The organism is Stenotrophomonas sp. AG209, assembly GCF_003550055.1.
Lineage (GTDB): Bacteria > Pseudomonadota > Gammaproteobacteria > Xanthomonadales > Xanthomonadaceae > Stenotrophomonas.
In genome coordinates this window covers 12,013-37,574 of sequence record NZ_QXDB01000005.1, presented here as the reverse complement: position 1 = coordinate 37,574, position 25,562 = coordinate 12,013, and the positions used below count along the sequence as shown (strand labels likewise).

The 25,562-nt window shown below is 66.9% G+C and carries 23 protein-coding genes; 15 read left to right on the top strand and 8 right to left on the bottom strand.

What is annotated here, in order from left to right; all coding sequences use genetic code 11:
• Nucleotides 1-7 precede the first annotated feature (7 nt).
• Together DFO63_RS19070 and DFO63_RS19065 are read left to right on the top strand one after the other, a co-directional pair.
• Nucleotides 8-1,612 carry an MASE1 domain-containing protein gene (locus tag DFO63_RS19070; RefSeq protein ID WP_119007596.1) on the top strand — a complete coding sequence of 535 codons (1,605 nt, stop codon included), beginning with the start codon at nucleotides 8-10 and terminating at the stop codon, nucleotides 1,610-1,612.
• 205 nt (nucleotides 1,613-1,817) lie between these two features.
• Nucleotides 1,818-3,407 (top strand): MASE1 domain-containing protein, encoded by a 1,590-nt coding sequence (locus DFO63_RS19065; protein WP_119007595.1) that lies wholly within the window; start codon nucleotides 1,818-1,820, stop codon nucleotides 3,405-3,407.
• 99 nt (nucleotides 3,408-3,506) lie between these two features.
• Here DFO63_RS19065 and DFO63_RS19060 read toward each other — a convergent pair whose 3' ends face one another.
• On the bottom strand, nucleotides 3,507-3,986 hold the full coding sequence (locus DFO63_RS19060) for a hypothetical protein (protein ID WP_049446137.1): 480 nt from the start codon (nucleotides 3,984-3,986) through the stop codon (nucleotides 3,507-3,509).
• Between the two features lie 261 nt (nucleotides 3,987-4,247).
• Between DFO63_RS19060 and DFO63_RS19055 the strand changes: the two genes are divergently transcribed.
• From DFO63_RS19055 to DFO63_RS19045, 3 genes are all read left to right on the top strand, one after another.
• Complete coding sequence (locus DFO63_RS19055) at nucleotides 4,248-5,816, top strand: MASE1 domain-containing protein (protein ID WP_119007740.1); 1,569 nt, start codon at nucleotides 4,248-4,250, stop codon at nucleotides 5,814-5,816.
• A 105-nt stretch (nucleotides 5,817-5,921) separates the two neighbouring features.
• Nucleotides 5,922-7,265 carry a diguanylate cyclase gene (locus DFO63_RS19050; RefSeq protein WP_049446466.1) on the top strand — a complete coding sequence of 448 codons (1,344 nt, stop codon included), beginning with the start codon at nucleotides 5,922-5,924 and terminating at the stop codon, nucleotides 7,263-7,265.
• A gap of 85 nt (nucleotides 7,266-7,350) precedes the next feature.
• On the top strand, nucleotides 7,351-7,812 hold the full coding sequence (locus DFO63_RS19045) for a bacteriohemerythrin (protein WP_049446143.1): 462 nt from the start codon (nucleotides 7,351-7,353) through the stop codon (nucleotides 7,810-7,812).
• On the opposite strand, the gene DFO63_RS19040 is transcribed toward DFO63_RS19045, so the two are convergent.
• On the bottom strand, nucleotides 7,793-9,094 hold the full coding sequence (locus DFO63_RS19040) for an MFS transporter (protein WP_049446145.1): 1,302 nt from the start codon (nucleotides 9,092-9,094) through the stop codon (nucleotides 7,793-7,795). The two genes, DFO63_RS19045 and DFO63_RS19040, sit on opposite strands and share 20 nt — an antisense overlap.
• Before the next feature lie 134 nt (nucleotides 9,095-9,228).
• On the bottom strand, nucleotides 9,229-10,725 hold the full coding sequence (locus tag DFO63_RS19035) for an aldehyde dehydrogenase (RefSeq protein ID WP_119007594.1): 1,497 nt from the start codon (nucleotides 10,723-10,725) through the stop codon (nucleotides 9,229-9,231).
• Between the two features lie 104 nt (nucleotides 10,726-10,829).
• On the opposite strand from DFO63_RS19035, the gene DFO63_RS19030 reads away from it, so the two are divergent.
• The 6 genes from DFO63_RS19030 to DFO63_RS19005 all read left to right on the top strand — a co-directional run bounded on the left by DFO63_RS19030 (nucleotide 10,830) and on the right by DFO63_RS19005 (nucleotide 17,046).
• A complete protein-coding gene (locus DFO63_RS19030; RefSeq protein WP_049446150.1) occupies nucleotides 10,830-12,182 on the top strand; it encodes an aspartate aminotransferase family protein in 1,353 nt (450 codons plus the stop codon).
• 63 nt (nucleotides 12,183-12,245) lie between these two features.
• Nucleotides 12,246-13,124 carry a plasmid replication/partition related protein gene (locus tag DFO63_RS19025; RefSeq protein WP_119007593.1) on the top strand — a complete coding sequence of 293 codons (879 nt, stop codon included), beginning with the start codon at nucleotides 12,246-12,248 and terminating at the stop codon, nucleotides 13,122-13,124.
• A 118-nt stretch (nucleotides 13,125-13,242) separates the two neighbouring features.
• A complete protein-coding gene (locus tag DFO63_RS19020; RefSeq protein ID WP_119007592.1) occupies nucleotides 13,243-14,529 on the top strand; it encodes a DUF445 family protein in 1,287 nt (428 codons plus the stop codon).
• Nucleotides 14,530-14,774: 245 nt separating this feature from the next.
• A complete protein-coding gene (locus tag DFO63_RS19015; RefSeq protein WP_049446157.1) occupies nucleotides 14,775-15,089 on the top strand; it encodes a DUF3649 domain-containing protein in 315 nt (104 codons plus the stop codon).
• Nucleotides 15,086-16,720 (top strand): PepSY-associated TM helix domain-containing protein, encoded by a 1,635-nt coding sequence (locus DFO63_RS19010; protein ID WP_049446159.1) that lies wholly within the window; start codon nucleotides 15,086-15,088, stop codon nucleotides 16,718-16,720. The genes DFO63_RS19015 and DFO63_RS19010 overlap by 4 nt, the downstream gene beginning before the upstream one ends.
• Nucleotides 16,717-17,046 (top strand): DUF3325 domain-containing protein, encoded by a 330-nt coding sequence (locus DFO63_RS19005; RefSeq protein ID WP_049446161.1) that lies wholly within the window; start codon nucleotides 16,717-16,719, stop codon nucleotides 17,044-17,046. Before DFO63_RS19010 ends, DFO63_RS19005 begins: the two co-directional genes overlap by 4 nt.
• A 187-nt stretch (nucleotides 17,047-17,233) precedes the next feature.
• Here DFO63_RS19005 and rlmKL read toward each other — a convergent pair whose 3' ends face one another.
• Nucleotides 17,234-19,372 carry a bifunctional 23S rRNA (guanine(2069)-N(7))-methyltransferase RlmK/23S rRNA (guanine(2445)-N(2))-methyltransferase RlmL gene (gene rlmKL / locus DFO63_RS19000; RefSeq protein WP_049446164.1) on the bottom strand — a complete coding sequence of 713 codons (2,139 nt, stop codon included), beginning with the start codon at nucleotides 19,370-19,372 and terminating at the stop codon, nucleotides 17,234-17,236.
• 145 nt (nucleotides 19,373-19,517) lie between these two features.
• The gene (locus DFO63_RS18995; protein WP_014036558.1) at nucleotides 19,518-20,045 is read right to left on the bottom strand and encodes an alpha/beta hydrolase; all 528 of its coding nucleotides are present in this window, start codon (nucleotides 20,043-20,045) and stop codon (nucleotides 19,518-19,520) included.
• Between the two features lie 72 nt (nucleotides 20,046-20,117).
• Here DFO63_RS18995 and DFO63_RS18990 point away from each other — a divergent pair, with 72 nt between their 5' ends.
• On the top strand, nucleotides 20,118-20,684 hold the full coding sequence (locus DFO63_RS18990) for an N-acetylmuramoyl-L-alanine amidase (protein WP_119007591.1): 567 nt from the start codon (nucleotides 20,118-20,120) through the stop codon (nucleotides 20,682-20,684).
• A gap of 327 nt (nucleotides 20,685-21,011) precedes the next feature.
• Here DFO63_RS18990 and DFO63_RS18980 read toward each other — a convergent pair whose 3' ends face one another.
• The 3 genes from DFO63_RS18980 to DFO63_RS18970 form a co-directional block, all read right to left on the bottom strand.
• Entirely contained in the window at nucleotides 21,012-21,914 is a 903-nt protein-coding gene (locus DFO63_RS18980) for a sulfurtransferase (protein WP_119007590.1), read from the bottom strand.
• Complete coding sequence (locus DFO63_RS18975; RefSeq protein WP_049446173.1) at nucleotides 21,911-22,714, bottom strand: CoA pyrophosphatase; 804 nt, start codon at nucleotides 22,712-22,714, stop codon at nucleotides 21,911-21,913. Before DFO63_RS18975 ends, DFO63_RS18980 begins: the two co-directional genes overlap by 4 nt.
• A 125-nt stretch (nucleotides 22,715-22,839) precedes the next feature.
• Nucleotides 22,840-23,541, bottom strand: coding sequence for an FKBP-type peptidyl-prolyl cis-trans isomerase N-terminal domain-containing protein (locus DFO63_RS18970; RefSeq protein ID WP_005408797.1), 702 nt, complete (start codon nucleotides 23,539-23,541; stop codon nucleotides 22,840-22,842).
• A 167-nt stretch (nucleotides 23,542-23,708) separates the two neighbouring features.
• On the opposite strand from DFO63_RS18970, the gene DFO63_RS18965 reads away from it, so the two are divergent.
• The 3 genes from DFO63_RS18965 to nth are packed head-to-tail and all read left to right on the top strand — an operon-like array spanning nucleotide 23,709 to nucleotide 25,541.
• Entirely contained in the window at nucleotides 23,709-24,491 is a 783-nt protein-coding gene (locus tag DFO63_RS18965) for an enoyl-CoA hydratase-related protein (protein WP_119007589.1), read from the top strand.
• A gap of 4 nt (nucleotides 24,492-24,495) precedes the next feature.
• Nucleotides 24,496-24,849 carry a hypothetical protein gene (locus DFO63_RS18960; RefSeq protein WP_049446177.1) on the top strand — a complete coding sequence of 118 codons (354 nt, stop codon included), beginning with the start codon at nucleotides 24,496-24,498 and terminating at the stop codon, nucleotides 24,847-24,849.
• A complete protein-coding gene (gene nth, locus DFO63_RS18955; protein WP_101765206.1) occupies nucleotides 24,849-25,541 on the top strand; it encodes an endonuclease III in 693 nt (230 codons plus the stop codon). Before DFO63_RS18960 ends, nth begins: the two co-directional genes overlap by 1 nt.
• Nucleotides 25,542-25,562: the final 21 nt, after the last annotated feature.

Here is a 25,562-nt window from a genome sequence, read left to right as displayed (position 1 = left end):
CACGTGGATGCAGTGGTGGAAGGACGGCCTGCTGGTGAGGATACGGGTCAGCCCCGAGGGGCTGGCACTGGCGCTGGTCTATGCCCTCGCCTGCTGGGCTGCGCGCAAGCTGTCGCTGGACCAGTTCTTCCTACCTGCTGGCGTGCGGGTGGCCGCCCTGCTGCTGTGTCCGCCCCGTCTTTGGCCCTACCTGCTGATCGGTGAATACGCCTACTTCGCGCATCTGCGCATCCCCCTGATCAGCAAATACAACCTGACCTGGGTGATCCTCGCCTCGGTGTTCCTGATGCCTGCCGTAATGCTGATCGTGCGCCTGCACCGCAAGCTGCTGGCGCGCACCACGATCGTCGGCGTGATTTCCATTGCGATATGCGCCGCGCTGGTCATCAGCCTGCTCAACCTGGGAATTTCCTACCTGCTCTGGGAACCGTTGCGTGAAGCGTCATTCATCACCAACGTGTTGCGTTATGCACTGGGCGACTTCACCGGCATCCTCATCCTGGCGCCACTCGCACTGCTCTGGATCCGTCGCGCCGAGGAACAATGGATGCCCCGGTCCGTTGCTGCCGTGGCAGGAGCACTCGGAGCCATGCTGGTCATTGGCCTGCAGGCGACGCCGGTACCTGCGTCGATCACGGCCCCGGGCTCCCTGCAGCTGTTGTTGATCCTGCCTATTCCCGCGATCGCCCTGACCTGCCTCCTGGGATGGCGTGGAGCGGCCATCGGCGTCGCTGCCATGAACATGATCCTTGGCTTGAGTACCCCTTCGGACCACCCCGCGTCATTCGATCAGGCGACCTTCGCCACACAACAGGCCATGACCATCGCCAGCGTCGCCCTGCTGCTGCTGGGCGCACGCATCACCCACTTCCAAAACCAGCATCGGTTGCGCGAGGAAGATGGCCGGGCAGCCCTGCAGCTTGCGCGGAATTCACACCTGGCCAGCGAGATGGACCTGCGTGAACGGGCGGCGCACCTGCGCCAGCTGGGCGATGGCATGGACCTGTCACTGAACGAGATGGTGAACTGGTTGCATGCGCAGGGGCATCACGCCGTGGCCGATAGCCTGCGACATACGTCGGAGGTGCATTCGCGCCTGTTCAGGGCCCAGGCCAGCATGATCTATCCCGCTGCGCTGGAACGACTGGGCCTGTACGTGGCACTGCAGGCAGGTGGGGTGCGCGAGGCGTGGGGCAATACCCACCGAGTCAATCAACCCTGGTTGATGGGCGATCCCTGCGCCCTCAGTCCCGGCTTGCAGTTGGCGGCCTATCGCTCGATCGTCGAGGCGATATCCATCCTGCTTGGCAACGAATCCGGCCAGCTCACTGTGCGGGCGCGCTGCGGCCGCCTTGGCACACAGCAAGGCATCTTGCTCGTTGCGGCCACGCTCAATCCACGCCAACGTCTTTCGCAGGCGACAATGGCCATGGTCACAGATCAGTTGACCGGCCGCGTGCTCGCATACCGCGGCACGATTCAATGCCGGAGCAATCGCGCCCGGATACACCTCATCGAGACGGTAGGCACTCCCCATACCGAGTCCCGCCCCGTTCGTGAAGCCCACCGGGACAGTTCGCTCGGCCCGATTGTCCCTCCCTCACGGACCTGACCCCCGGAGCAGAAAACTGAGATGGACTTCACAGCCGCTTGGTGACTTCCAACGGAGGCGTCTTCACAGCTGATGAGCGTGCGCCTGGCGTCCCCCAACATGCAAGATTGCACCCATCGGCATCAACAGATACTGTCGAGGCTGAAGGACGCATTCGGTGTCGCCGGGACTGCGATGGCGCGGGACGAGCAAGGGAGGCTTGAGTTTGAGTTGGTTGAAGAGTGGATTTGAACTGAGCTTCCGTATCCGACCGGTCGGCCTCGCTCTTGCTGTGCTGTATGCCGTCGCCTGCTGGGGGGCGCGTCACTTCTCCGTCGATCAGTTCTTTCTGCCTGCCGGCATCCGTGTGGCCGCTCTGCTGCTGTGTCCGCCACGGCTGTGGCCATACCTTATCCTGGGTGAGTACGCGTACTTCGCACAGTTGCGCTATCCCATGATCGATGAGTACGGGATGAGCTGGGTGATCCTCGGCTCGGCATGCCTGATGCCGGCTGTCGCTTTGATCGTCCATCTCCACCGCAAGGCGATGGGATCCACCAGCGAGAGCTGGCTGCTCTCCGTCGCGGCGTCGGCTGCACTGATCGCCAGCGCCCTCAAGCTCGGCCTTTCCCACGCGCTTTGGCCGGTCCCGCCGTCCATGCCGTTCTACACCAATGCAGCACTCTTTGTGCTGGGTGACTACATCGCCATCTTGACCGTGGCACCCCTTGCCTTGCTGTGGATCCGTCGTCATGCCGGCTACGACTGGTCAGCCTGGCGGATGCGGCCCACGATAGTGGCGCTCTGCGCATTGTGTGCGCTCAGCATCCTCATCGCCACGGTCGGCGCGCGCGATGACTCTGCACGGGCGATCCTGCAGTTGCTGATGACATTGCCCGTGATTGCACTGACATGCCTTCATGGCTGGCGCGGTGCGGCTGTAGGCGTACCACTGATGAACATGATTCTCAGCGTGACCATGCCCAGCACCGGCCTGCCGGGGTCGTTCGACCAGACGACCTTCTTCACGCAACAGATCATCGCGATCACGGGCACTACCCTGCTGGCCCTAGGTTCCCGTATCACCCATCAGTACCATCAGTTCACACCAGCCCAGGTGCAGGAGCCGCAGACGACCATGCTCTCGCGTTCGGCTCATCTTGCCAGTGAAATGGACCTGCGCGAGCGGGCCCTCGGCCTGCGCAGGGTTGCCGACGAGATTGAAGCAGCCCTCGACGAAACGCTGAAGCTGCTCAGGACTCACGGCCAGGAAGGGCCGGCAATCGACCTGCTGCGGACATTTTCCTCACGCTCGCGCAAGTTCCGCGAGCTGACCAGCATGGTCTATCCCACCGAGCTCGAACACGCGGGGCTCTATGTTGCCCTTCGGGCAGGAGGCTTGAGCGAAGCCTGGGAAGACAGCCATCGCGTGGTCCGCCCGGTACTTCAGGGCGACCCCTGCCAGCTGGGCATAGGACTGCAACTTGCGGCCTATCGTGTCCTGGCCGAATCCGTGTCTCTGCTGCTCAAGGAAGAACGGGGCCAGATCCAGCTCCGAGCCCGCTGCGGACGCTCGGGACGACACAAGGGGATCCTGATCACGGTGGCGATGCTCGACCGCAGGAGCACATTGGCGTCCGCAACCGTCAGTCTGGCAATTGACCGTCTATCTGCACGTACACAGGCCTACTCAGGCTCAGTCGACTGCCTGGGCAACCGGATCCGGATAGTCATGCGGGATGCTCCCCGGCAGATGCTGGGCGACAGCGTGCAGCCACAGGCAGTTGCGCCGATTGATATGCCGGCCAAGTACTGATTCGCAGCACCGCCAGTACACATCATCGAGGCGGTAGGAAACGGTAACCTGCGACGGCTCCAGGCCGCCGCAGGCATCCTGTCTGCCAACCCGGGTCTTTCACTTTCCGCTGGCGGCAGGCTCTACGGACCAGATTGCCCCCTGACCTTCCCCATGGACGGCCAACGAGAAGTCCGATGCCTGGAATACCAGACGCCTGCGCGCCGTCGCCGGCACCGCCAACCGCTGCGACGGCAACGAGACGCGGACCGCCGCATTTCCTGCAGGCAGGGTCCAGAACGTGGAATCGATATTGCCGATGATCAGGACCACCTGGCCCACGGAATCATTGACCTGGTAGTACGTCACACCATCGCGCTGGAAGGCATAGACGAACCAGGCCGGATCCAAACTCGAATTGACAGCAACAGGCTGGCTTTCGCCCAGGCCGGCGTTTGCCGTCTGAACACCATTGCCTCCGGTCGTGCAGCAGGAGGCTGAAGCCAGCATAGGCAGGGACAACAGGACTGCAGTAGTCGCCGCAACGGAAAATCGGGAAAATCTCACAGGCATCTCCATGGTTGGATTGAAGTACTGCATCCAGGCGCTCCGCGTTGACCTCGGTCGAAGGGCGAAACACCACTTCCTGACCGGATGGAATCGTCCACAGAAACAGTCAAAGCCCAGATATCCGCAGCATACCGGTGCTCCCATGGGGGTGCCATCGCAGGCGTCGTGGCCAGTGTTCCCGAGGGAAGTGCCCACCGGGCCGTTGCACCGCTTGGCATCTGCCGATACCTTCGCGCTGGTCAAGTCATGCAGCGGCGGGACGATGAGTCTCAACTGAGCCGGGGGTCAACAGTGAGCTGGTGGAAGGATGGAATCCAGATAGACGTCCGCCTGCGTCCCACAGGCTTCTTCATAGCCGTCGTTTATGCCGTTGCCTGCCTTGTCACCCGGCAGATGTCGCTTGACCAGTTCTACCTGCCTGCAGGCGTGCGGATTGCCGCACTTCTGCTGACGCCCCCGCGCCTGTGGCCGTATCTACTACTAGGCGAATATGCCTACTTCGCGCAGATTCGCGTGCCGATGGCGACAACTCATGGGCTGGCCTGGGTCATTCTGGGCTCGATTGGCCTGATGCCCGTGGCAATGCTGATCGTGCATTTCCATCGCAGGCATATCCCTACCGCGGGCGGACTATGGCTGCTCTCCCTGTCGTTCTCCGCAGGCATTGCAGTCAGTCTGCTGAACATGGGACTTGCGCGTCTGCTGTGGCCAGGCCCAGACCCGGAAATGATGCTCGAGCGGGTGGGACGTACTCTGCTAGGCCAAACCACCGGCATCCTTACGCTTGCACCACTGGCACTGCTCTGGCTGCGACGTCACTCCGAACCAGCATGGAGCACCCGCTTCGTTGCTTTCACCGCCACAGCCATCGCACTGATCATGGCGCTTGGATTGGCAATGAAGCTGACACCGGCTGCGGCCAACACCACCCGCGAGCAACTCGTCCTGATGGCTTCGCTCCCGGCAATCTCACTTGCCTTCCTGCATGGTTGGCGCGGCGCGGCAATCGCAGTGCCGCTACTGAATCTGATCGTGCTCGCATCTACACCAAGCACTGGACTACCCGCTTCGTTTGATCTGGGAGCCTTCTCCACGCAGCAGAGCCTTTGCGTAATAAGCGTCGCGCTGCTCGCATTGGGATCTGGTATCAGCCACTACCAACGCAAGTACCAGGAGCATGAAGATAGTGGCCGGAACACGGTAGAACTGGCGCGCGCCTCACACCTGGCCGGTGAGCAGGCGCTGCGTTCACGGGCACTGGAGCTGAAATCAATCGGCGACGGCATGGATATGTCGGTGCAAGGTGTCGTTGACTGGCTCAAGACGCATGGTCACCACGATATCGCCGCAGATCTGGTTCAGACATCTGCAACGCATTCATGGCAATTCCGCCAACAGGCCAGCATGGTCTACCCAACTGCAATTGAGCAGATCGGGCTTTACCTCAGCTTGCAAGCCAGCGGCGTACGGGACGGTTGGGACTCCACCGGCCGCATGAGTCGACCACAATTCTCCGGCGACCCCTGCCAGTTGAGCGTGGGCCTGCAACTATCAGCCTTTCGCCTGCTGATCGATGCAGTGCCGGTGATGCTGAGTCATGAGCCGGGGCAGATGCACCTCCAGGCGCGTTGCGGCAGGCTCCGCCAGCGTCGCGGCATCATGTTGAACATCGCACTGTTGGATCGCGGCCGTCCATTGGCGTCGGCCACCGAAGCTGCACTGATTGATCGGCTCAGCGGTCGCCTGATTGCCTACGACGGCGTGCTGCAATGTCGTCGCCATCGAATCACGGTCATACTCAGCGAATCCCTGCCGTCCCTGCCCGTGGGTGACAGCGCGCGATGCTCCGAGTTCGCCTAGCTCCAACCTCCCCGGCGTGGCGTGCGCCGTTCGGTGCATTGGCCTAAAGTTGCGCCCGAAACCGCCGCTATCCGTGCCGAGCCCTCCCTCGTGAGCCACCGCATCATGCCCGTCCTGCCGCAGGCCGCCGTCGATGGCGACCTGGCCGATCCGCTGCCGCAGCGGATCCTGCTGGTCGAAAACTCCCGTGCCTTCACCGGCATGCTGCGCGAGGCCATCGAGCAGCGCCTGGAACTGCCGGTGGTGATCGCCTCCACCCTGGCCGAGGCCGATCGCCTGCTGAGCGAGGATGGGGGCTGGTTCCTGGTACTGACCGGGCTGGTGCTGGCCGATGGCGACCGCGATGCGGTGGTTGAGTTCTTCCTCAAGCGCGGCCTGCCCACCGTGGTGGTCAGCAGCGTCTACGACGAGGACCTGCGCAAGCGCGTGCTGCAGCAGCAGATCATCGACTACGTGCTGAAGAATACCCCGGGCAGCATCGACTACCTGGTATGGCTGGTGCAGCGACTGGAACGCAACCGCCGCATCGCAGCGCTGGTGGTGGACGACTCGCCGTCCGCGCGCGGCTATGCCGCTGCCCTGCTGCGCATGTACGGCCACGAGGTGCACGAGGCCGCTGACGGCAACGAGGGCCTGGCCGCGATCGAGGCGCATCCTGCGATCCGCCTGGCGGTGGTCGACCAGGAAATGCCCGGCATGCAGGGCGTGGAGTTCACCCGACGCCTGCGCACCCTGCGCTCGCGCGACAAGGTGGCGGTGATCGGCATTTCCGGCAACACCGACGCCTCGCTGATCCCACGCTTCCTGAAGAACGGCGCCAACGACTTCCTGCGCAAGCCATTCTCGCGCGAGGAGTTCTTCTGCCGCGTCTCGCAGAACGTCGACCAGCTGGAACTGATCGGCACCCTGCAGGACCTGGCCACCCGCGATTTCCTCACCGGCCTGCCCAACCGTCGCTGCTTCCTGGAACAGAGCCAGCGCCAGCTGCCGCAGCTGCAGCTGCACGGCCAATGCGTAGCGGTGGCGATGATCGACATCGACCACTTCAAGCACATCAACGATACCTACGGCCACGAGGCCGGCGACGACGCGCTGCGTGCGGTCGCCGGCGCAGTGGCTGCGCACGCCCGCAGCCAGGACCTGATCGCACGCTTCGGTGGCGAGGAGTTCTGCCTGCTGGTGCCGGACATGGAACAGGACGAGGCCCTGCAGTACTTCGAGGAACTGCGCCAGCGCATCGCCGCGCTGGAAGTGGACATCGGCACTGCCACCCTGCGCATGACGGTCAGCATCGGCCTGTGCTGCCTGCGCCCGCAGCGCGATGCACTGCACCGGCTGATCTCCGAGGCCGACCGCCAGCTGTACCTGGCCAAGGCCGGCGGCCGCAACCGGGTCAGCTGCACCACGGTGGCCAGCCCGCTGCGTCCACGCGAGCCTGCGCTGACCTGACCGGCTCGCTTTGATCCAGATCAACGCCGTCCGCGCACGGCAGCCCTACAGTCGACCCCGACATACGCATGAAGGGGAGCCGGGGATGGCACTACTGGTCTGGCAGGACGATCTGAACATCGGCATCGATGTGATCGATCAGCAACACCGCCGCATCATCGAGATGCTCAACCACCTGCACGTGGCCCAGGCCAGCATGCAGCGTACGGCGGTCGGCGAAGTGATCGATGAAGTGGTCGACTACACCATGTCGCACTTCGCGTTCGAGGAAGAGCTGATGGAGGAAGCCGGCTATCCGTTCTGTGCCGCGCACAAGCGCGTGCATGAGGTCTTCATCAAGCGGGTATCGGAGTACCGCATGCGCTTCCAGGCCGGCGAGGACATCAGCGACGAGCTGCGCACCATGCTCTCGCGCTGGCTGTTCAACCACATCCGCGGCGATGACCAGGCCTACGCCGAACAGGTCAAGGCGCACCTGAACCAGTTCGCCCGCGAACACCAGGGCGGCGGCTGGCTGGGGCGCACGCTCAAGCGCTTCTTTGGCTGAGCCGCAGCGCGCGCCGGTGCAATGCCACCAGCGCGCACAGGGTCGCTGCCGCAGTCAGGCACAGGTAGTAGCCGACCGCGACCAGGCCGAAGCGTTCGGCCAGCCAGGTGGCCAGGTAAGGCGCCGGTGCCGCCCCCAGGATGCCGGCCAGGTTGAATGACAGCGAGGCGCCGGTGTAGCGCACTTCCACCGGGTAGATCTCGGCCAGGAAGGTGCCGCAGGGGCCGTAGGTCAGCCCCATCAGGAACAGGCCCAGGCACAGGAACGCCGTGACCAGCCAGGGGCTGTGCGGCTGGAACAGCGGTGCGAACAGCACGCCGAAACCAATGATCAGCACGCTGGCCACGATCATCGTGCGACGCGTGCCCCAGCGGTCGCCATAGCGCGCCGACAACGGGATGCCCAGCGCGAAGAACAGCATGCCGGCCATTTGCATCAGCAGGAACTGCTCGCGGCTGTAGCCCAGCACGGCGGTGCCATGGCCGAGGCTGAACACGGTCATCAGGTAGAACAGCACGAAGGTGGCGAACGCACCCAGCGTGCCCAGCAGCATCGGCACCGGGTGGTCACGCAGCACCGTCAGCATCGGCAACCGCACCGGCGCCTTGCGTTCCAGCGCCTTCTTGAAGTCGGGGGTCTCGTGGATGTTCAGCCGCACCCACAGGCCGAGGCCGACCAGCAGCGCGCTGGCCACGAACGGGATGCGCCAGCCCCACTGCAGGAAATCGGCCTGGCTCAGGCAGCGGCCCAGCACCAGGAAGATGCCGGCTGACAGCAGGAAGCCGAGCGGCGCACCCAGCTGCGGGAACATGCCGTACCAGGCGCGCTTGCCCGGCGGTGCATTCTCGGTGGCCAGCAGCACCGCCCCGCCCCACTCACCGCCCAGCCCCAGGCCCTGGCCGAAACGGCACAGCGCCAGCAGCGCCGGCGCCCACAGCCCGATCTGCGCATGGGTCGGCAACAGGCCGATCAGCACCGTGGACAGGCCCATGGTCAGCAACGCGGCGACCAGGGTGGCCTTGCGGCCGATGCGGTCACCGAAGTGGCCGAACACCGCCGAGCCGACCGGGCGTGCGATGAACGCCACCGCGAAGGTCGCCAGTGACTGCAGCAGCGCCGCCTGTTCGCTGCTGTCCGGGAAGAACAGGTGCGGGAACACCAGCACCGCGGCCGTGGCGTAGATGTAGAAATCGAAGAATTCGATGGTGGTGCCGATCAGGCTGGCCAGCAGGACACGGCGGGGAGAATTCACGGGCGGTGCGGCAGCGGTGATCGTCGACATCGGCAACACGGGTAACGGCGGATCGCCCGATTCTGCCACGGGCCGGTGGCCGCACGGGACGATGGTTTCAGCCGACACCGATGCCAACGAAGGTGGCAGGCGCCATTCTTCTGTAGCGTCGAGCAGCCGCGTCGTTACAGCTGGATCCAGGTGGCCTTGATCTCGTTGTACTTGTCGAACGCATGCAGTGACTTGTCCCGCCCGTTGCCGGACTGCTTGTAACCACCGAACGGTGCAGTCATGTCGCCGCCATCCCAGCCGTTCACCCATACGCTACCCGCGCGCAGTTGGCGTGCGACGCGATGGGCACGGCTCAGATCGCGCGTCCAAAGACCGGCGGCCAGTCCGTAGCGGCTGTCGTTGGCCAGGCGCACCGCTTCGGTTTCGTCGTCGAAGCCCAGCACCGCCAGCACCGGCCCGAACACTTCCTCGCGCGCCAGTGCCTGGTCGGGGCTCACCTGATCGAACACCGTGGGCTGCACATAGGAACCGCCTGCCTCGACCTCGGCGCGATGACCGCCCAGCAGCAAGCGGGCGCCCTCGCTTTCGGCGCGTGCGATATCCCCCATCACCTTGTCCAGATGCGCGGCATCCACCAGCGCACCCATCGGTGCGTCGGCGTCAAGCGGGTGGTGTGGCTGCATGTGCTGGCCGTAGGCAACCACCTGGTGCACGAAATCCTCGCGGATCGAGCGCTGTACCAGCAACCGCGAACCGGCGGTACAGACTTCGCCCTGGTTGAAGAAAATGCCCTGTGCCACGGCCTTGGCCGCCGCGTCCAGATCGGGAGCGTCGGCGAACACCACGTGCGGGCTCTTGCCGCCACACTCCAGCCAGACCCGCTTGAGGTTGGACCGGCCGGAATACTCCAGCAGCCTGGCGCCGGTGGCCGTGGAGCCGGTGAAGGCCAGCACATCCACATCCATGTGCAAAGCCAGCGGTTCACCGACGCGAGCACCATGGCCCGGCAGCACGTTCAGCACGCCCTCCGGCAGCCCGGCCTCGGCGGCCAGCGCCGCCAGCCGCAGCGCACTCAGGGGCGAGCGCTCGGAAGGCTTGAGCACCACCGAGTTGCCCATCGCCAGCGCCGGCGCGATCTTCCAGCAGGCCATCAGCAACGGGAAATTCCACGGCACGATGGCCGCCACCACGCCCGCCGCCTCGCGGGTGACCAGTCCCAGTTCGTGCGGACCGGTGGGCGCGACCTCGCCATACAGCTTGTCCACGGCCTCGGCCGTCCAGCGCAGGCAGCGCACTACGCCCGGCAGGTCGATGCGCCGCGCGTCACGCACCGGCTTGCCCATGTCCAGGGTTTCCAACAAGGCCAGTTCATCGGCGTGCGTTTCCACCAGTGCAGCCAGCGCCAACAGTACGCGCTTGCGGTGGGCCGGACTGGCGTGTGACCAGTGGCCCGCCTCGAAGCTGCGCCGCGCGGCCAGTACCGCACGCTCCACGTCCTGCGCGTCGCAGTCGGCGACCGCGCCCAGCACACGTCCGTCGATCGGGCTGATGCAGTCGAAACGGGCGCCGCTGGCGGCGTCTGCGTAACGGCCATCGATGAAGGCCTGGCCCGGCATCGACAGCTGGAGGGCCAGCGCCTGCCAGTGGCTGCGGTCAGGGAAATCGGCCATGGGAAGCTCCAGCGATCAACAAGCCTTGGTTATACCGGGGCCGCCGCGACTCCGCCGTGACGCGGCTGCGCTACATTCGTCTCATCGGACCCGATGGAGCTGGCATGAAGCGTCCCGAAAGCGACCTGCACGACCTGGCCACCCAGCGCCCTGAGTCACTGGACGCGTACTGGATGCCGTTCACCGCCAACCGCCAGTACAAGGCCGCCCCGCGCATGCTGGTACGCGCCGAAGGCATGCACTACGAAGATGTCGATGGCCGCCAGATCCTCGACGGCACCGCCGGCCTGTGGTGCTGCAACGCCGGCCACGCGCGACCGCGCATCGTCGAGGCCATCGTCGAGCAGGCACGCACCCTCGACTACTCGCCGGCCTTCCAGATGGGCTCGCCGCCGGCCTTCGCGCTGGCGCAGCGGCTGGCCGCGCTGGCGCCTGCCCCGCTCAACCATGTGTTCTTCACCAGCTCCGGTTCCGAGGCGGTGGATACCGCGATGAAGATCGCGCTGGCCTATCACCGCCAGCGTGGCGAGGGCCAGCGCACCCGCTTCATCAGCCGCGAGAAGGCCTACCACGGGGTCGGTTTCGGCGGCATGGCGCTGGGCGGACTGCCCAACAACCGCAAAGCGTTCGGCCTGCAGCTGGGCGGCGTCGACTACCTGCGGCATACCCTGGACCTGCAGCGCAATGCGTTCAGCAGGGGCCTGCCACGCCAGGGCGCGGAGCTGGCCGACGACCTGGAACGGCTGATCGCGCTGCACGATGCCTCGACGATCGCCGCCGTGTTCGTTGAACCCATCGCCGGGTCGGCCGGGGTGATCCTGCCCGCGCCGGGCTACCTGCAGCGCCTGCGCGAACTCTGCGACCACCACGGCATCCTGCTGGTGTTCGACGAGGTCATCACCGGCTTCGGCCGGGTCGGCATGCCCTTCGCCGCGCAGCGCTTCGGGGTCACTCCGGACCTGCTGACCTTCGCCAAGGCGGTCAGCAACGGCGCGGTACCGCTGGGTGGGGTGCTGGCCAGCGACGCCGTGCATGCAACCCTGATGCAGGCACCGCCACAGGCCATCGAACTGTTCCATGGCTATACCTATTCGGGGCACCCGCTGGCCTGCGCAGCGGCGCTGGCCACGCTGGAGGTCTATGCCGAGGAACGCCTGTTCGAACGTGCCATCGAACTGGGTGAGTACTGGCAGGAACGACTGCATGCGCTGCAGGGCCTGCCCAACGTGATCGACATCCGCAACTTCGGGCTGGTCGGCGCGGTCGAGCTGGCGCCGCGCCGCGATACCCCCGGCAGCCGTGGCTATGAGGTGTTCCGGCGCTGCTTCCAGGACGGCCGGCTGCTGGTGCGCTGTACCGGCGACATCATTGCGTTGTCGCCGCCACTGATCGTGGACAAGGCGCAGATCGACCAGATCACCGGCACCCTGGGCGAGATGATCCGGGCCACCGCCTGAGCCCGGGCCGGGGGTGGCGAGCGGGTACAATGGGCGGTTCCGCTCCTGCTCGCTGCCGTGCCCATGGATATCGTCGTCAAAGAAGAACTCAAGGCCTACATCGACCCGCTGACCGCGGACGAACATGACGCGCTGGAGCGCAGCATCCTGGCCGAAGGCTGCCGCGATGCGCTGGTGCTGTGGGGCGATGTGCTGGTCGACGGCCACAACCGCTTCGGCATCTGCCAGAAGCATGGCCTGCCCTTCAACACCGTGCAGAACACCCGCTTCAAGAGCATGGAAGACGTGCACCTGTGGATGATCGAACAGCACCTGGGCCGCCGCAGCGTGTCCGACTTCCAGCGCGGCGTGCTGGCGCTGCGCAAGCGCGACATCCTGGCCGCCCGCAAGCAGGTCGAGCAGGCGCAGCTGCAGCGCGAGAGCGACGGCACCGCCGAAGCCGTCGAGGACGCGGGTGAGGACAGCCCGCCGTGGGAACCGGCACCGAAGATCAGCCGCGCCGAGCTGGCCCGCGAGGCCAAGCTGAGCACCAGCCAGGTCGGCATGATCGAACGCATCCACGCCCAGGCCGCGGCCGAGGTGGTGGAAGCGGTGAAGGCCGGCGTGATCTCGATCAGCGCCGCCGCGGCCGTGGCCGACCTGCCGGAAGACGAGCAGCGCGCCGCCGCCGCCGGTGGCAAGGACGAGCTGAAGCAGGCCGCCAAGCGCGTGCGCGAGTCCAAGCGCAAGCCGCGCGCACCGAAGCCGGAAGCAGCCGAGATGGACTTCGAGGACGCGGACGAGGACGAGATCGCCAGCCGCGACGCCGAAGTGCTGTCGGCGCTGGAACAGCTGGGCGAGGATGCACCCGCGCTGCGCCGCCGCGTGGTCGCGCTGACCCGCGAGAACGACACCCTGCGCGCGCAGCTGGCTGCGTTGCGCAAGCAACTCGAAGCGCTCTGAACCAGTGGGTAGTGCCGGCCGCTGGCCGGCAACTCCATGAACGTTCCGGGTGCGTTGCGGATGCCGGCCAGCGGCCGGCACTACCGGATGCTCATGCCGCGCCGGTTAGACTTCCGGCATGACGCCTGCCCACGATCCGCGCCGCGCTCAGCTGCGGCGCCTGAAAGCCCTCGCGCTCGGCCTGCTGCTGTTGATGCTGGCCGGATTCGCGATCAGCCACTGGCAGGGCGAACGCGGTATCTGGGCCTGGGTCTCGGCGTTCTGCGAGGCCGCAGCCGTTGGCGCACTGGCCGACTGGTTCGCGGTCGTCGCCCTGTTCCGGCGGCCGATGGGCCTGCCGATTCCGCACACCGCCATCATCCCGCGCAGCAAGGAGCGCATCGGCGACAGCCTCGCCCTGTTCGTGCGCGACCAGTTCCTGGAACCGCAGGTGCTGCTGGCCAAGCTGCAGGTGTTCGATCCGGCCAGCCGCCTCGGCAGTTGGCTGGCCGACCCGGCGCGCTCGCGGATGCTGGCCGACATGGCCCGTGGCTGGGCCCTGCAGGCGCTGGACTTCTTCGATGAAACCGCGGTGCGCCGGCAGCTGCATGCCTTCGTGGTGCTGCAGCTGCGGCAGTGGAATGCCGCCGCCACCGCCGGTGAACTGCTGGCCCTGCTGACCGCCGATGGGCGCCACCAGCGCGTGCTGGACGAGGGCCTGCAGCGGCTCGGCCGCTGGCTGGAACAGCCAGAGGTCAAGGAACGCGCCTCGCAGCTGATCGTGCGTTACATCCAGCGCGAATGGCCGACGCTGTCGAGCACGGTGAACTGGGTGAAGCCGATCGATGAGATCGGTGACAGCCTGGCCGAGCGCCTGGCGCGGGCGGTGCTGGAAGAACTGCAGCAGGTACTGGCCGAGCCGCAGCATCCACTGCGCCAGGACTACGAGACCTGGCTGCAGAACTACGTGCAGCGCCTGCGCGAGGATCCGGCCCTGGCCGAGCGCATCGAACAGCTCAAGCAGGAAATGATCGACCACCCCGCCCTGCAGGAGTACGTGCAGGGGCTGTGGGCGCGCATCCATGCCAGCCTGCGCGCCGACCTGCAGCGCGAGGACTCGGCGCTGGTCGGCCACCTGCAGCGCAGCCTCGCCTCGCTGGGCAGCAGCCTGCAGGCCGACCCGGCCCTGCGCGATGCCCTCAACCAGCACCTGCTGGAAGGCGCGCAGCGCCTGACCGGCCGCCTGCGCGAAGGCGTGACCACGCATATCGCGCAGACCGTGAAGAGCTGGGACGAGCGGCACCTGGTCGAACAGCTGGAACTGAGCGTGGGCCGCGACCTGCAGTTCATCCGCTTCAACGGCACGCTGGTCGGCGGGCTGATCGGCCTGTTGCTGCATGCGGCGACGGTGGTGTTCAGGTTCTAGGCCTCAGCGGCCCTCCGGGTCATCACGCTTGATTCATAAAATGCGAATGCCTATCATTTACTGATCGGTTGTACGCTTAGCCAATCGGGTGCGGAAGACGCGCCCATCGCCCGTGTACATCCCCGACCTCTGGATTGCCCGTCTGCGCGGGCAGTGCTTCGTCGATGGGACACGCTGGGCGACATGCGCAGGGCGCAAGGGGGCCGCGGACGCGTTCCATCCCCTCTCCTACCTGCAGGAACGCCGTGGACCGCTCGCCCGCAACCGCCAGCCCCCGCACCTTCTTCTCCAATCCGCGCTGGGGCGTGCTGTCACGCTCGCTGGCCGCGATCTTCGGCGGCTACGCGCTGGCCTCGGTGACCAGCGTGTTCTGCGCGGTGGCGCTGCCCGGCGCACGTGGCCAGACCGTGCTGACCGGCATGCTGCTGGCCATCCTGGTGGCCGCCTGCGCAGCGCTGTGGGCGTTCGCCACCCGCAGCGCGCTGCGTGCGTGGGTTGGCATCCTCGCGCCCGCGCTGCTGATGGCCGCCATGGCGCGCCTGCTGGGGGCCTGGGCATGAAGAACGGATTCCGACAGTCGATGGCCTGGCTGCACACCTGGACCGGCCTGCTGGTCGGCTGGTTGCTGCTGCTGATCTTCATGGCCGGTACGGCCAGCTACTACCGCGAAGAAATCAGCCGCTGGATGCGACCGGAACTGCCGTCCAGCAAGGTCAGCATCGATGTCGCCGCGCAGCGCGCGGCGGACTACCTGCAGGCCAACGCCACGCAGGCCGAGAACTGGTTCGTCACCCTGCCGCAGCCGCGCAACCCGGCGATGCAGATGTTCTGGCGGCTGCCACCGGAGCTGGCCGATCCCAGTCGTGGCCGCCGCGGTGGTTTTGGTGATGCCACGCTGGACCCGAACACCGGCCAGGCACTGAAGGCGCGCGAAACCCGGGGCGGTGACTTCTTCTACCGCCTGCATTTCGACCTGCACTACATCCCGGTGCTGTGGGCGCGCTACCTGGTCGGCTTCTGCGCGATGTTCATGCTGGTGGCGATCATCACCGGCGTCATCACCCACAAGAAAATCTTCAAGGACTTCTTCACCTTCCGCAAGGACAAGGGCCTGCGTTCCTGGCTCGATTTCCACAACGTCAGTGCGGTGATGGCGCTGCCGTACCACGCGATGATCACCTACACCGGCATCGTCACCCTGATGATCATGTACCTGCCGTGGGGGGTGAAAGTCGCCTACCCGCAGGACGAGGACAAGTTCTTCAGCGAAGCCTTCGGCGGCATGCCGGAGGTGACCGCGCCCGCCGAAGGCCGCGCCACGCCGCTGCCGATCGCGCAGCTGCTGGACAGCGCACGCGCGCATTGGCACGGCGTGGAAGTAGCCGGCTTCACCGTGTCCAACCCGGGCGCGGCCAATGCCGTGATCGACATCCGCCAGCGCGACGGCAAGCGCCTGTCCACCGACACCCCGGCGCTGCGCTACGATATGGTCAACGGCACGTTGCTGGAGGAAACGCCCCCTTCCGGCGGCGCCACCGCCACCCGTGGCGTGCTGTATGGCCTGCACCTGGCGCGCTTCGCCGACTGGGGCCTGCGCGCACTGTTCTTCCTGTCCGGCCTGGTCGGCTGCCTGATGGTGGCCAGCGGCGTGGTGCTGTGGGCGGTGAAGGAACGGCCCAAGCACGCCAAGAGCGGCCGTACCGGCTTCGGCCTGCGCCTGGTCGATGCACTGAACATCGGCACCGTGGCCGGCCTGCCGATCGCCTTCGCCGCCTACTTCTGGGGCAACCGCCTGCTGCCGCTGGACATCGCCGAACGCTCCAGCGCCGAGGCCAATGTGTTCTTCTACGCGTGGGGCGGTGCGCTGCTGGCCGCCTTCATCTGGCCGAAGCGGATGATGTGGGCCTGGCAGCTGTACCTGGGCGCGGCCGCATTCGCGCTGGTGCCGGTGGTCAACGCGCTGACCACGCACGCCCACCTTGGCGTCACCCTGCGCAATGGTGACTGGGTACTGGCCGGCGTCGATCTGTCGATGATCGCGTTCGGTGCGATGCTGGCGCTGTGCGGCTGGCGCATGCAGCGCTGGACGCCACCGCTGTCTGCAGCCGAGAAGAAGAAGCGTGCCGCCGCGGGGGCACCCAAGGCCCCGGTGGACGCTGCGGACACCGCCGAAGCGGAGGCCAGCGCATGATGCTGCTGGCGTTGACCCTGTCGTTCTCTGCGTTCACCGCGTTGTCGCTGGCGATGGAAAAGCACCAGCACGACCTGCACGGCAAGGCTGCCGCCTCGCCGGCACGGCGCACGCAATGGCGGGTGCTGGGCTGGGCCCTGCTGACGGTGGCGTTCGCGCTGTGCGTGGTCGACCATGGCTGGGCGATGGGCCCGGTGCTGTGGCTGGGCACGATGACACTGGGCGGCGTGGCACTATCGTTCGGGCTGTACCCGTACCGGCCGAAGTGGATCGCCGCGCTGGCGATCACGCTGCCGGTGATGGGGCTGCTGGTGGCGTTGCTGTAACCGCCATCCACGCATGGCGTGGCTCTACTGAACAACCATCCACGCATGGCGTGGATCTACTGAACAACCATCCATGCATGGCGCGGATGTGCCGGCCAGATATGGGTAGTGCCGGCCGCTGGCCGGCATCCCATGAACCCTCTGCGGATCTGACACCATTGCCGGCCAGCGGCCGGCACTACCGGACTTACCCCAACCGCTTCAGTTCCCACGCACGGTGGATGCGCGCGTTGCGTTCGAAGTCCGGGCCGATGGTGCGCGCGGTGATCTCGCGGCACTGGGCGAATTCGGCGATGGCGTTCTCTTCCAGCTTGAAGCGGCGGAAGTTGTTGGAGAAATACAGCACGCCACCCGGTGCCAGCCGCGCCACCGCTGCCCGCAGCAGCTTCAGCTGTTCGCGCTGTACGTCGAAGTCATCGGCGCGTGCGGAGTTGGAGAAGGTCGGCGGGTCACAGAATATCACGTCGTACTGCCCGCGGTCGCCTTCCAGCCAGGCCATCGCATCGGCCTGCACCAGCAGGTGCTGGTTGCCGCCCTGCCCGTTAAGCGCCAGGTTGTCGTAGCACCACTGCAGGTAGGTCGCCGACAGGTCGACGCTGGTGGTGCTGGCCGCACCGGCAACTGCCGCCTGCACACTGGCCACGCCGGTGTAGCAGAACAGGTTGAGGAAGCGCTTGCCACGCACCTGCTCGGCCATCATCCGCCGCAGCGGGCGGTGGTCGAGGAACAGGCCGGTGTCCAGGTAGTCGAACAGGTTCACCTGCAGCAGTGCGTGGTTCTCGCGCACCACGATGAATTCGTCACGCTGCTCGAAGCGGCCGTACTTGCTGCCACCCTTGCCGCGCTCGCGCGACTTCATCGAGACCTGCTCCGGCGGCACGCCGAACACTTCGCGCGCAGCGGCCAGCAGCTCGTTGCGGCGGCGGCGCACGTCGTTCTCCGGAATCGCCGCCGGTGCGGCGTATTCCTGCACGTGCAGGAAGGTACGGCGCTTGCCACCGTCTTCCTCGTAGACATCGATGGCCGCCGCGTATTCCGGCAGGTCGGCGTCGTAGGCGCGGAAGCAGGTGATGTCCTCGCGGGCACGCCAGCTCTTGAACTTCTTCAGGTTCTTGCGCAGGCGGTTGGCCACCATCTGCGCACCTTCGCTCAGCTCGCGCGGCTGTGCCGGATCACGGCCCGGCACGGCGATCGGGTCGCAGACGATCAGCGCGCATTCCAGCGCACCGTTGAACATCTGGTACTTCTTGCCCGCGCGCAGGCCGGTGGCGAAGGCCAGTTCATCGTTGCCGCACAGCAGGCTGGCCCGCCACTGCGGCACCGCCTTCTGCAGGGCATTGCCGAGCGCGCGGTACAGCGCCGGATCAGCGGCCAGGCGCTCGTCGTACGGCGGGTTGCAGACCACCGCACCGATCTCCTGCTCCGGCGTGGCCAGGTCAGCCACATCGGCGCGGGTGAAGCGGATCGCGTGGGCGACGCCCGCCACCTCGGCATTCTCGCGCGCCGCCTGGATCGCGGTCGGATCGATGTCGCTGCCGTGGATGACGGGCTTCAACGCGGCCAGGCCAGCCGCTTCGCGGTCACGCGCCTCGCTCTGGAGGGTCTTCCAGGCCGCCTTGTCGAAGCCCAGCCAGCGGCTCGGCGGCAGGCTGCCATGGCGCATCAGGCCGGGAGCAACGTCGGCGGCCATCAGCGCGCCTTCGATCAGCAGCGTGCCGCTGCCGCACATCGGGTCCAGCAGGCCGCCACCAGCGGCGTGCAGGCGCGGCCACTGCGCGCGCAGCAGCAGCGCGGCGGCCAGGTTTTCCTTCAGCGGCGCTTCGTGGGCGGCGCCACGCCAGCCACGGCGATGCAGCGGGCCACCGCCGAGGTCGATCGACAGCGACGCACGGCCCTTGCGCAGCGACAGGTTGACGCGCACGTCGGGCAGATCGGTGTTGACCGAGGGGCGTTCCAGGCCCTCGTCGCGCATGCGGTCGACGATGGCGTCCTTGATCCGCTGCGCAGCGAAGCGGGCGTGGGTGATCTTGTCGCCGGACACGTGCGCGTCCACCGCCAGGGTCATCTCCGGCTTGATGTGCTCGTGCCACGGCAGCGCACGCACGCCGTCGTACAGGGCCTGCTCGTCCGGGCACTCGAACTCGTCGATCGGCCACAGCACGCGGCTGGCCAGGCGCGACCACATCACGATCCGCAGCGCCTGCTCCAGTTCGCCCTCGGCGTTGACGCCGGCAATGGTGGCAGTGGCCTTGCCAAGGCCCAGGGCCGACAGTTCATCGGCAAGCAGGTATTCCAGGCCCTTGGCGCAGGAGACGAAGAATTTCACGGGATCGGTTCGCAGGTGGTCGGGCGCGGCACAGGGGCCGGGCCAGTCGGAAAGGAGGGCCGTAGTCACGGCCGGCAGGCCCGCGCCAGGGGCGGCGGGGCTGCCATTGTAGTCAAAGCGGGCGGGCGCGCCGTGCGCCCAGGCTTCACAGCTGGCGTAGCAGCCGCTCGAAGGCCTGCGCGGAGGCCTCCACGTGGTGCTCCAGGCGGTGGCCATCGTCGACCAGCAGCAGCTGCGCCGAGCGCGCCTGGGCCCAGGCGATCACTCCGGCGGCCGGGACCACGTCGTCATGCCAGGCCTGGACCACGGTGGTCGGCACGGCGGCGGCGTCCAGCGCCGGCATCGGGCCCATGGTGGTCGGCGGCACCATCAGGAACAGGCCGGCCACCGGCACCTGCAGCGAGGCGATGGCAGAGATGTAGGCACCCAGGCTGGAGCCGGCCAGCACCACCGGGCCCTGCCGGGCCGCGATGGCGGTGCGCTCGACCAGGCGGCGCAGCCGGGTCGGCACGTCACCTACGCGGCTGACCTCGCTCATCGCGTCCAGGTCGGTGTAGTCCGGGCGCTCGTGGGTCCAGCCCAGCCGCTGCGCCACGTCGGCCAGCGCGGTGACCTTGGTCGCCTCCGGGCCGCTCTCGAAGCCATGCGACAGGATGCAGTGGCCGCGGCTCATGCGCGTGCTCCGTGCGAGCGGGCCAACGAGGAAAGGGAAGGCAGGTTCATGCCGCAATGCTAGCATCGCCGGATGCCCAACCCGCTCCTGCCCGGCCTGCAGCTGCAGCCCCTGCCCTACGAAGACCGTCTGCCACTGCGCGACCCGGCCACGCTGGAGATGGTGGTGATCCACTGCACCGAGCTGCCCGACCTGGCGATGGCCCGCGAGTACGGTGAGCGCGTGCTGTACGACAGCGGTGCCGGCAACAGCGGCCACTTCTACATCGACCGCAATGGCAGCGTGGTGCAGTACGTGGCACCGGAACGCGTGGCCCACCACGTGCGCGGCATGAACGCGCATACGCTGGGCATCGAACTGGTCAACACCGGGCGCTACCCGCACTGGTTCGACAGCCGCCAGCAGGCGATGGACGAGGCGTACACCGAAGCACAGCTGCAGGCGCTGGAACGGCTGCTGCTGGCGCTGGTGGCGCACTATCCGTCGCTGCGGCGGATTGCCGGGCATGACCAGCTGGACCTGGAGCAGGTGCCGGCCAGCGACGATGCGACGCTGACGGTGGCGCGCAAGCGCGATCCGGGGCCGCTGTTCCCATGGGCGCGGATCCTGGCGAAGGTGCCGTTGCAGCCGGTTGGGTGAGGGTTTGCAGGGTTGCGCCCTGCACCTGCAGAAGCCTAAGCCAGAGCAACAGCAGAAGCTGACTTCCTGAGGGGAGGCGGGGTGGGTCCGGTTGCGGGGGGCGCTGCAAGTACGTCCATGTAAGCTCGGTCGCCGCATCCATGCGGCTCACGCCCCCGCAACCGGACCCACCCCGCCTTCGACAGATTCCCGCTGCTGTTGGTGGGTGCCGACCGTTGGTCGGCAAGGGGTCGGATCCCGTTGCTACGCAACGGGCTCTGACCCCGATTTACGCTCGATGGGGTCAGAGCCGTTTTCCGTTGGAAAACGGATCCGACCCCGCGTTGCTCAGGCGCCGGTGGCGACCGGGCGGCTCCTGTCGCTCACCCAACCGCTCCACGAATCGGCGTAGATACGCGCGCCGGACAGACCGGCCGCTTCCATCGCCAGCAACAGGTGGCAGGCGGTGACGCCGGAGCCACACATCAGCACCACCTGCTGTGGATCACGGTTGCCGATCACGCCCTGCAGTTCGGCGCGCAGTTCCTGTGCATCACGCAGGCGGCCGTCGGCGACGTTCAACGCAAACGGACGGTTGACCGCGCCGGGCACGTGGCCGGCGACCGGGTCCAGCGGCTCCACTTCGCCGCGGAAGCGCTCGCCTGCGCGTGCGTCGACCAACCAGCCCGGCGCGTGCTTCAGGCGTGCGCTGATTTCCTCGGCATTGGCGATCTGGGTGGTGTCGAAACGGCCCGGGTAAGCCGGCAGCGCGGTGACTTCGCCCGGACCGGTTGCCAGCGTGTGACCAGCGGCCTGCCAGGCGGCGATGCCGCCGTCGAGCACGGCCACCCGGGTGTGCCCGATCAGGCGCAGCAGCCACCACAGTCGCGAGGCAGCCATGCTGCCGTCGCTGCCGTCGTAGACCACCACCTGGGTGTCGGGACCGATGCCCCACTGACCCAGTTTCTCGGCAAAGGCATCGCTGTCCGGCAGTGGATGACGACCATGGCCGGCACGGCCCAGGTCGGACAGATCACGGTTGAGATCGGCGTGCACCGCAGTCGGGATATGCCCTGCCAGGTACTGACCGTCCGCAGCCTGCGGGTCGGCCAGTGAAGCACGCGCATCGACCACGCGCACGGCGGTGCTGGCGGTAGCACGCGCATCAACGACGCGCACGCTTTCGCTCAGCGAAGCAGCAAGCGTGGCGACATCGACCAGGGTGGTCCACGGCGGATCGATCGGCTTCATTGCACTTGCTCCAGACGGCGACGCAGGTTGTAGAGGATGGCGGCGGTCGCGCCCCAGATGCGCTGGCCCGGCCAGCCATACTCGAGGACGTGGCGGACGCGGCCGCGATGATTGATTTCGACCTGGTGCAGGTTGTCGGCCGCCATCAGGTACGCCAGCGGCACCTCGAACACTTCGGCCACTTCGCTGGGCTGCGGCACCGGTACGAAATCCGGATCGACCACCGCCACCACCGGCGTGACGCGGTAGCCGGTGATGGTGACGAAGGGATCGAGATACCCCAGCGCCTGCACCTGGCCGGGCGCCAAGGCGATTTCTTCCTGGCTCTCGCGCAGCGCGGCCGCCAGCGCGTCGCGGTCATCGGGTTCGGTGCGGCCGCCGGGGAATCCGACCTGGCCACCATGGGTGCGCAGTGTTTCGGTGCGACGGGTGAGGATCACCTGTGCGCCGTTGGCGCGCGGCACGATGCCGGCCAGCACCGCAGCCTCCACCGGGGGCCCGGGCGGCAGCAGGTCGATCAGCTCACTGCGGTTCCAGCCGTCGCCGGACGGCGGTTGGGCCAGGGGGTGCAGCGCGCGCATCAGTCGCTCGTGGTCGGCCAGTGAGCCACGCAGCGATTGCTGCAGCTGTTCGCGCAAGGGCTGCACGCGATGCAGGATGCGGCTGCGTTCCTCGTTGCTCATCGACGACCACCGCGCGATCTCATCGATATGCCGCCCGCAGCCGGTGCATTGCCGGTGCGGATCCAGCGTGCACACTCCGATGCAGGGACTTGCGACAACACGCGCCGTTTCTTCCATTGTTTGCACCCGGCAACAGTAGCGCGATCGGGCTGAATTTGCGCGCGATGTTGCGGCGCGCAGCGCACTGCGCAAACAAAAACGCGCCGGTGGGGTCACCGGCGCGTTTCGTTTGCTGCTTCGATTTACTTGACGCTGACCAGCTTGATCTCGAACTGCACAGCCACGTTCGGCGGGAACGGGGTGCGCGGGTCGGCACCGTAGGCCTGGTCCGGCGGCAGGGTGACTTCCCACTTCGAGCCAGCCGGCATCTGCAGCAGGGTCTCGCGCATGGCCTTCATTTCGACTTCGCTGACCTTGATCGACGGGATCTGCTGGGCCGGGCGGGCTTCGGTCGGGCGCTGGCCGTACGGGAACGGACCGGCCACTTCCAGCTGCACGGTGCTGGCCTGGGTCGGCTTGGCACCCTTGCCGGCTTCGATCACGCGGTACTGGACGCCGCTCGGCAGGGACTGCACGCCGGCCTTGGCCTTGTTCGCCGCGATGAACTGATCGCTCTTGGTCTTGTTTTCGGCAGCAGCCTTTTCGTACTCGGCCTTGGCGGCCTGGGCACGGCCCTGCTCGCGCTTCTGGAAGGCTTCAACGGCCGGCTTCAGCTGCTCGGCGGTGATCGCCGGCTGCTTCTTGGCGTAGGCATCCTGCAGGCCCTTCACCACCGAGTTGATGTCCAGCTGCTCACCACGACCGGTCAGCTCCGCCAGGTTGTTGCCGTAGTCGTAACCGAAGTAGTAGCTCAGCTTGCCCTTTTCGGACGAGACGTCCTGGGCGAAGGCATTGCCCGTCAGGGCCAGGGCCGCGACGGCGACCGCGATAGAACGCAACTTCATCAAACAGTTCTCCAGGGGTGGTAACTCAGGGACGTTCTGCGCCGCCCTGAGGCGACGGGTTAGGATAACGGGCGCAACGTGTAACCGCTACTCACGATGCAGGCTATGACCCGTCTGCGTTTGCAGAGTTCAATATCACTTTTTTTTAACGTTCCAGGAGTTTCCCCGTGGCCGATGCCCTGATCGCTGTCGCCGATGACGGCGCCATCCGCACCGTGACCGTCCAGCGCCCGGACAAGCTCAATGCCCTGAACGCCGCGACCCTGCAGGCGCTGGCCGATGCCTTCAGGGACGCCGCTGCCGATCCGGAAGTGCGCGTGGTGGTGTTGACCGGGGCGGGCCCCAAGGCCTTCGTGGCCGGTGCCGACATCGCGGAAATGAACACCCTCAGCGCCGTTCAGGGACGTGATTTCTCGTTGCTGGGCCAGGCCCTGATGCGCCAGATCGAACGCATGCCCAAGCCGGTCATCGCGCGCGTGAACGGATTTGCGCTGGGCGGCGGCCTGGAACTGGCGATGGCCTGCCATCTGCGCATCGCCGCCGATACCGCCAAGGTCGGCCAACCGGAAATCAACCTCGGCCTGATTCCCGGCTTCGGCGGCAGCCAGCGCCTGCTGCGCCTGTGCGGCCGCGCCGCCACCCTGGAGCTGTGCCTGCTGGGGGCGCCGGTCAACGCCGCGCGTGCGCTGGAACTGGGCATCGTCAACGAAGTCGTGCCGGCCGACGCGCTGGACAACCGCGTGCAGGACGTCGCCCGCCAACTGGCACGTTCAGCACCGCTGGCCCTGCGTGGCCTGCTCGACGCGGTACACGTGGGCGGCGAATGCAGCCTGGAGGCCGGGCTGGAATACGAGAGTGCGCAGTTCGGCCTGCTGTTCGCCACCGAGGACATGCGTGAAGGCACCAGCGCCTTCCTGCAGCGCCGCCCGCCGGCATTCCAGAACCGCTGACGCCATGGCATCCCGACCCAACCCCGCGCAGCTGTTCGCCCGGGTCCAGGCAGACGATCTCGATGGCGCCCTGCAGGCCGGGCTGATGGACTACGTCGCCCGTGCCGGCGACGAACAGCTGCTGCCTGGCCACCCGGACCTTCCGCAACGCCTGCAGCAGGCGCAGCAACAGCTGCATGCCGCCTGGGCTGCACGCGAACGCTACCGCGCCCGTGCGGTGCGCCTGGCCCGCCGCGAGGCCGAGCGCGATGCGCGCCGCACCCCGGCCCCGGCGCCGGACGTGAAGCCCGCCCTGCCCGCTGCGGCTGCCGCGATTCTCGCCCGGGCCAAGGCCCGCGCCATCGGCAAGGAGCAGTAATGGCCACCGCCCGGAAGACCACCCGCGCACCGGCGCGACGCGGCGGCCGCATGCCGCGCGCCGACGTGGTGGAAATGTTCACCCGCCTGCGCGAGCTCAATCCGCACCCGAAGACCGAGCTGGAGTACAGCTCGCCGTTCGAGTTGCTGGTGGCCGTGGCGCTGTCCGCCCAGGCCACCGACGTGGGCGTCAACAAGGCCACGCGTCGCCTGTTCCCGGTCGCCAACACGCCGGCGAAGATCCTCGCGCTCGGCGAGGATGGCCTGAAGCAGTACATCGCCACCATCGGGTTGTTCAACGCCAAGGCGAAGAACGTGATCGCCACCTGCGCGATCCTGCTGCAGAAGTACGGCGGCGAAGTGCCGCGCGACCGCGAAGCGCTGGAAGCCCTGCCCGGTGTGGGCCGCAAGACCGCCAACGTGGTGCTCAACACTGCCTTCGGCGAGCCGGTGATGGCGGTGGATACGCATATCTTCCGCGTCTCCAACCGTACCGGCCTGGCCCCGGGCAAGAACGTGCGCGAAGTGGAGGACACGCTGGTGAAGGTGATTCCCGCCGAGTTCCTGCTCGACGCGCACCACTGGCTGATCCTGCATGGCCGCTACGTGTGCAAGGCGCGCAAGCCGGATTGCCCGGGCTGCGTGATCGCCGACCTGTGCCGGTTCAAGGAAAAGACCCCGGCCGAGGCGTGACGCGGATCGTGTTGTGACGAA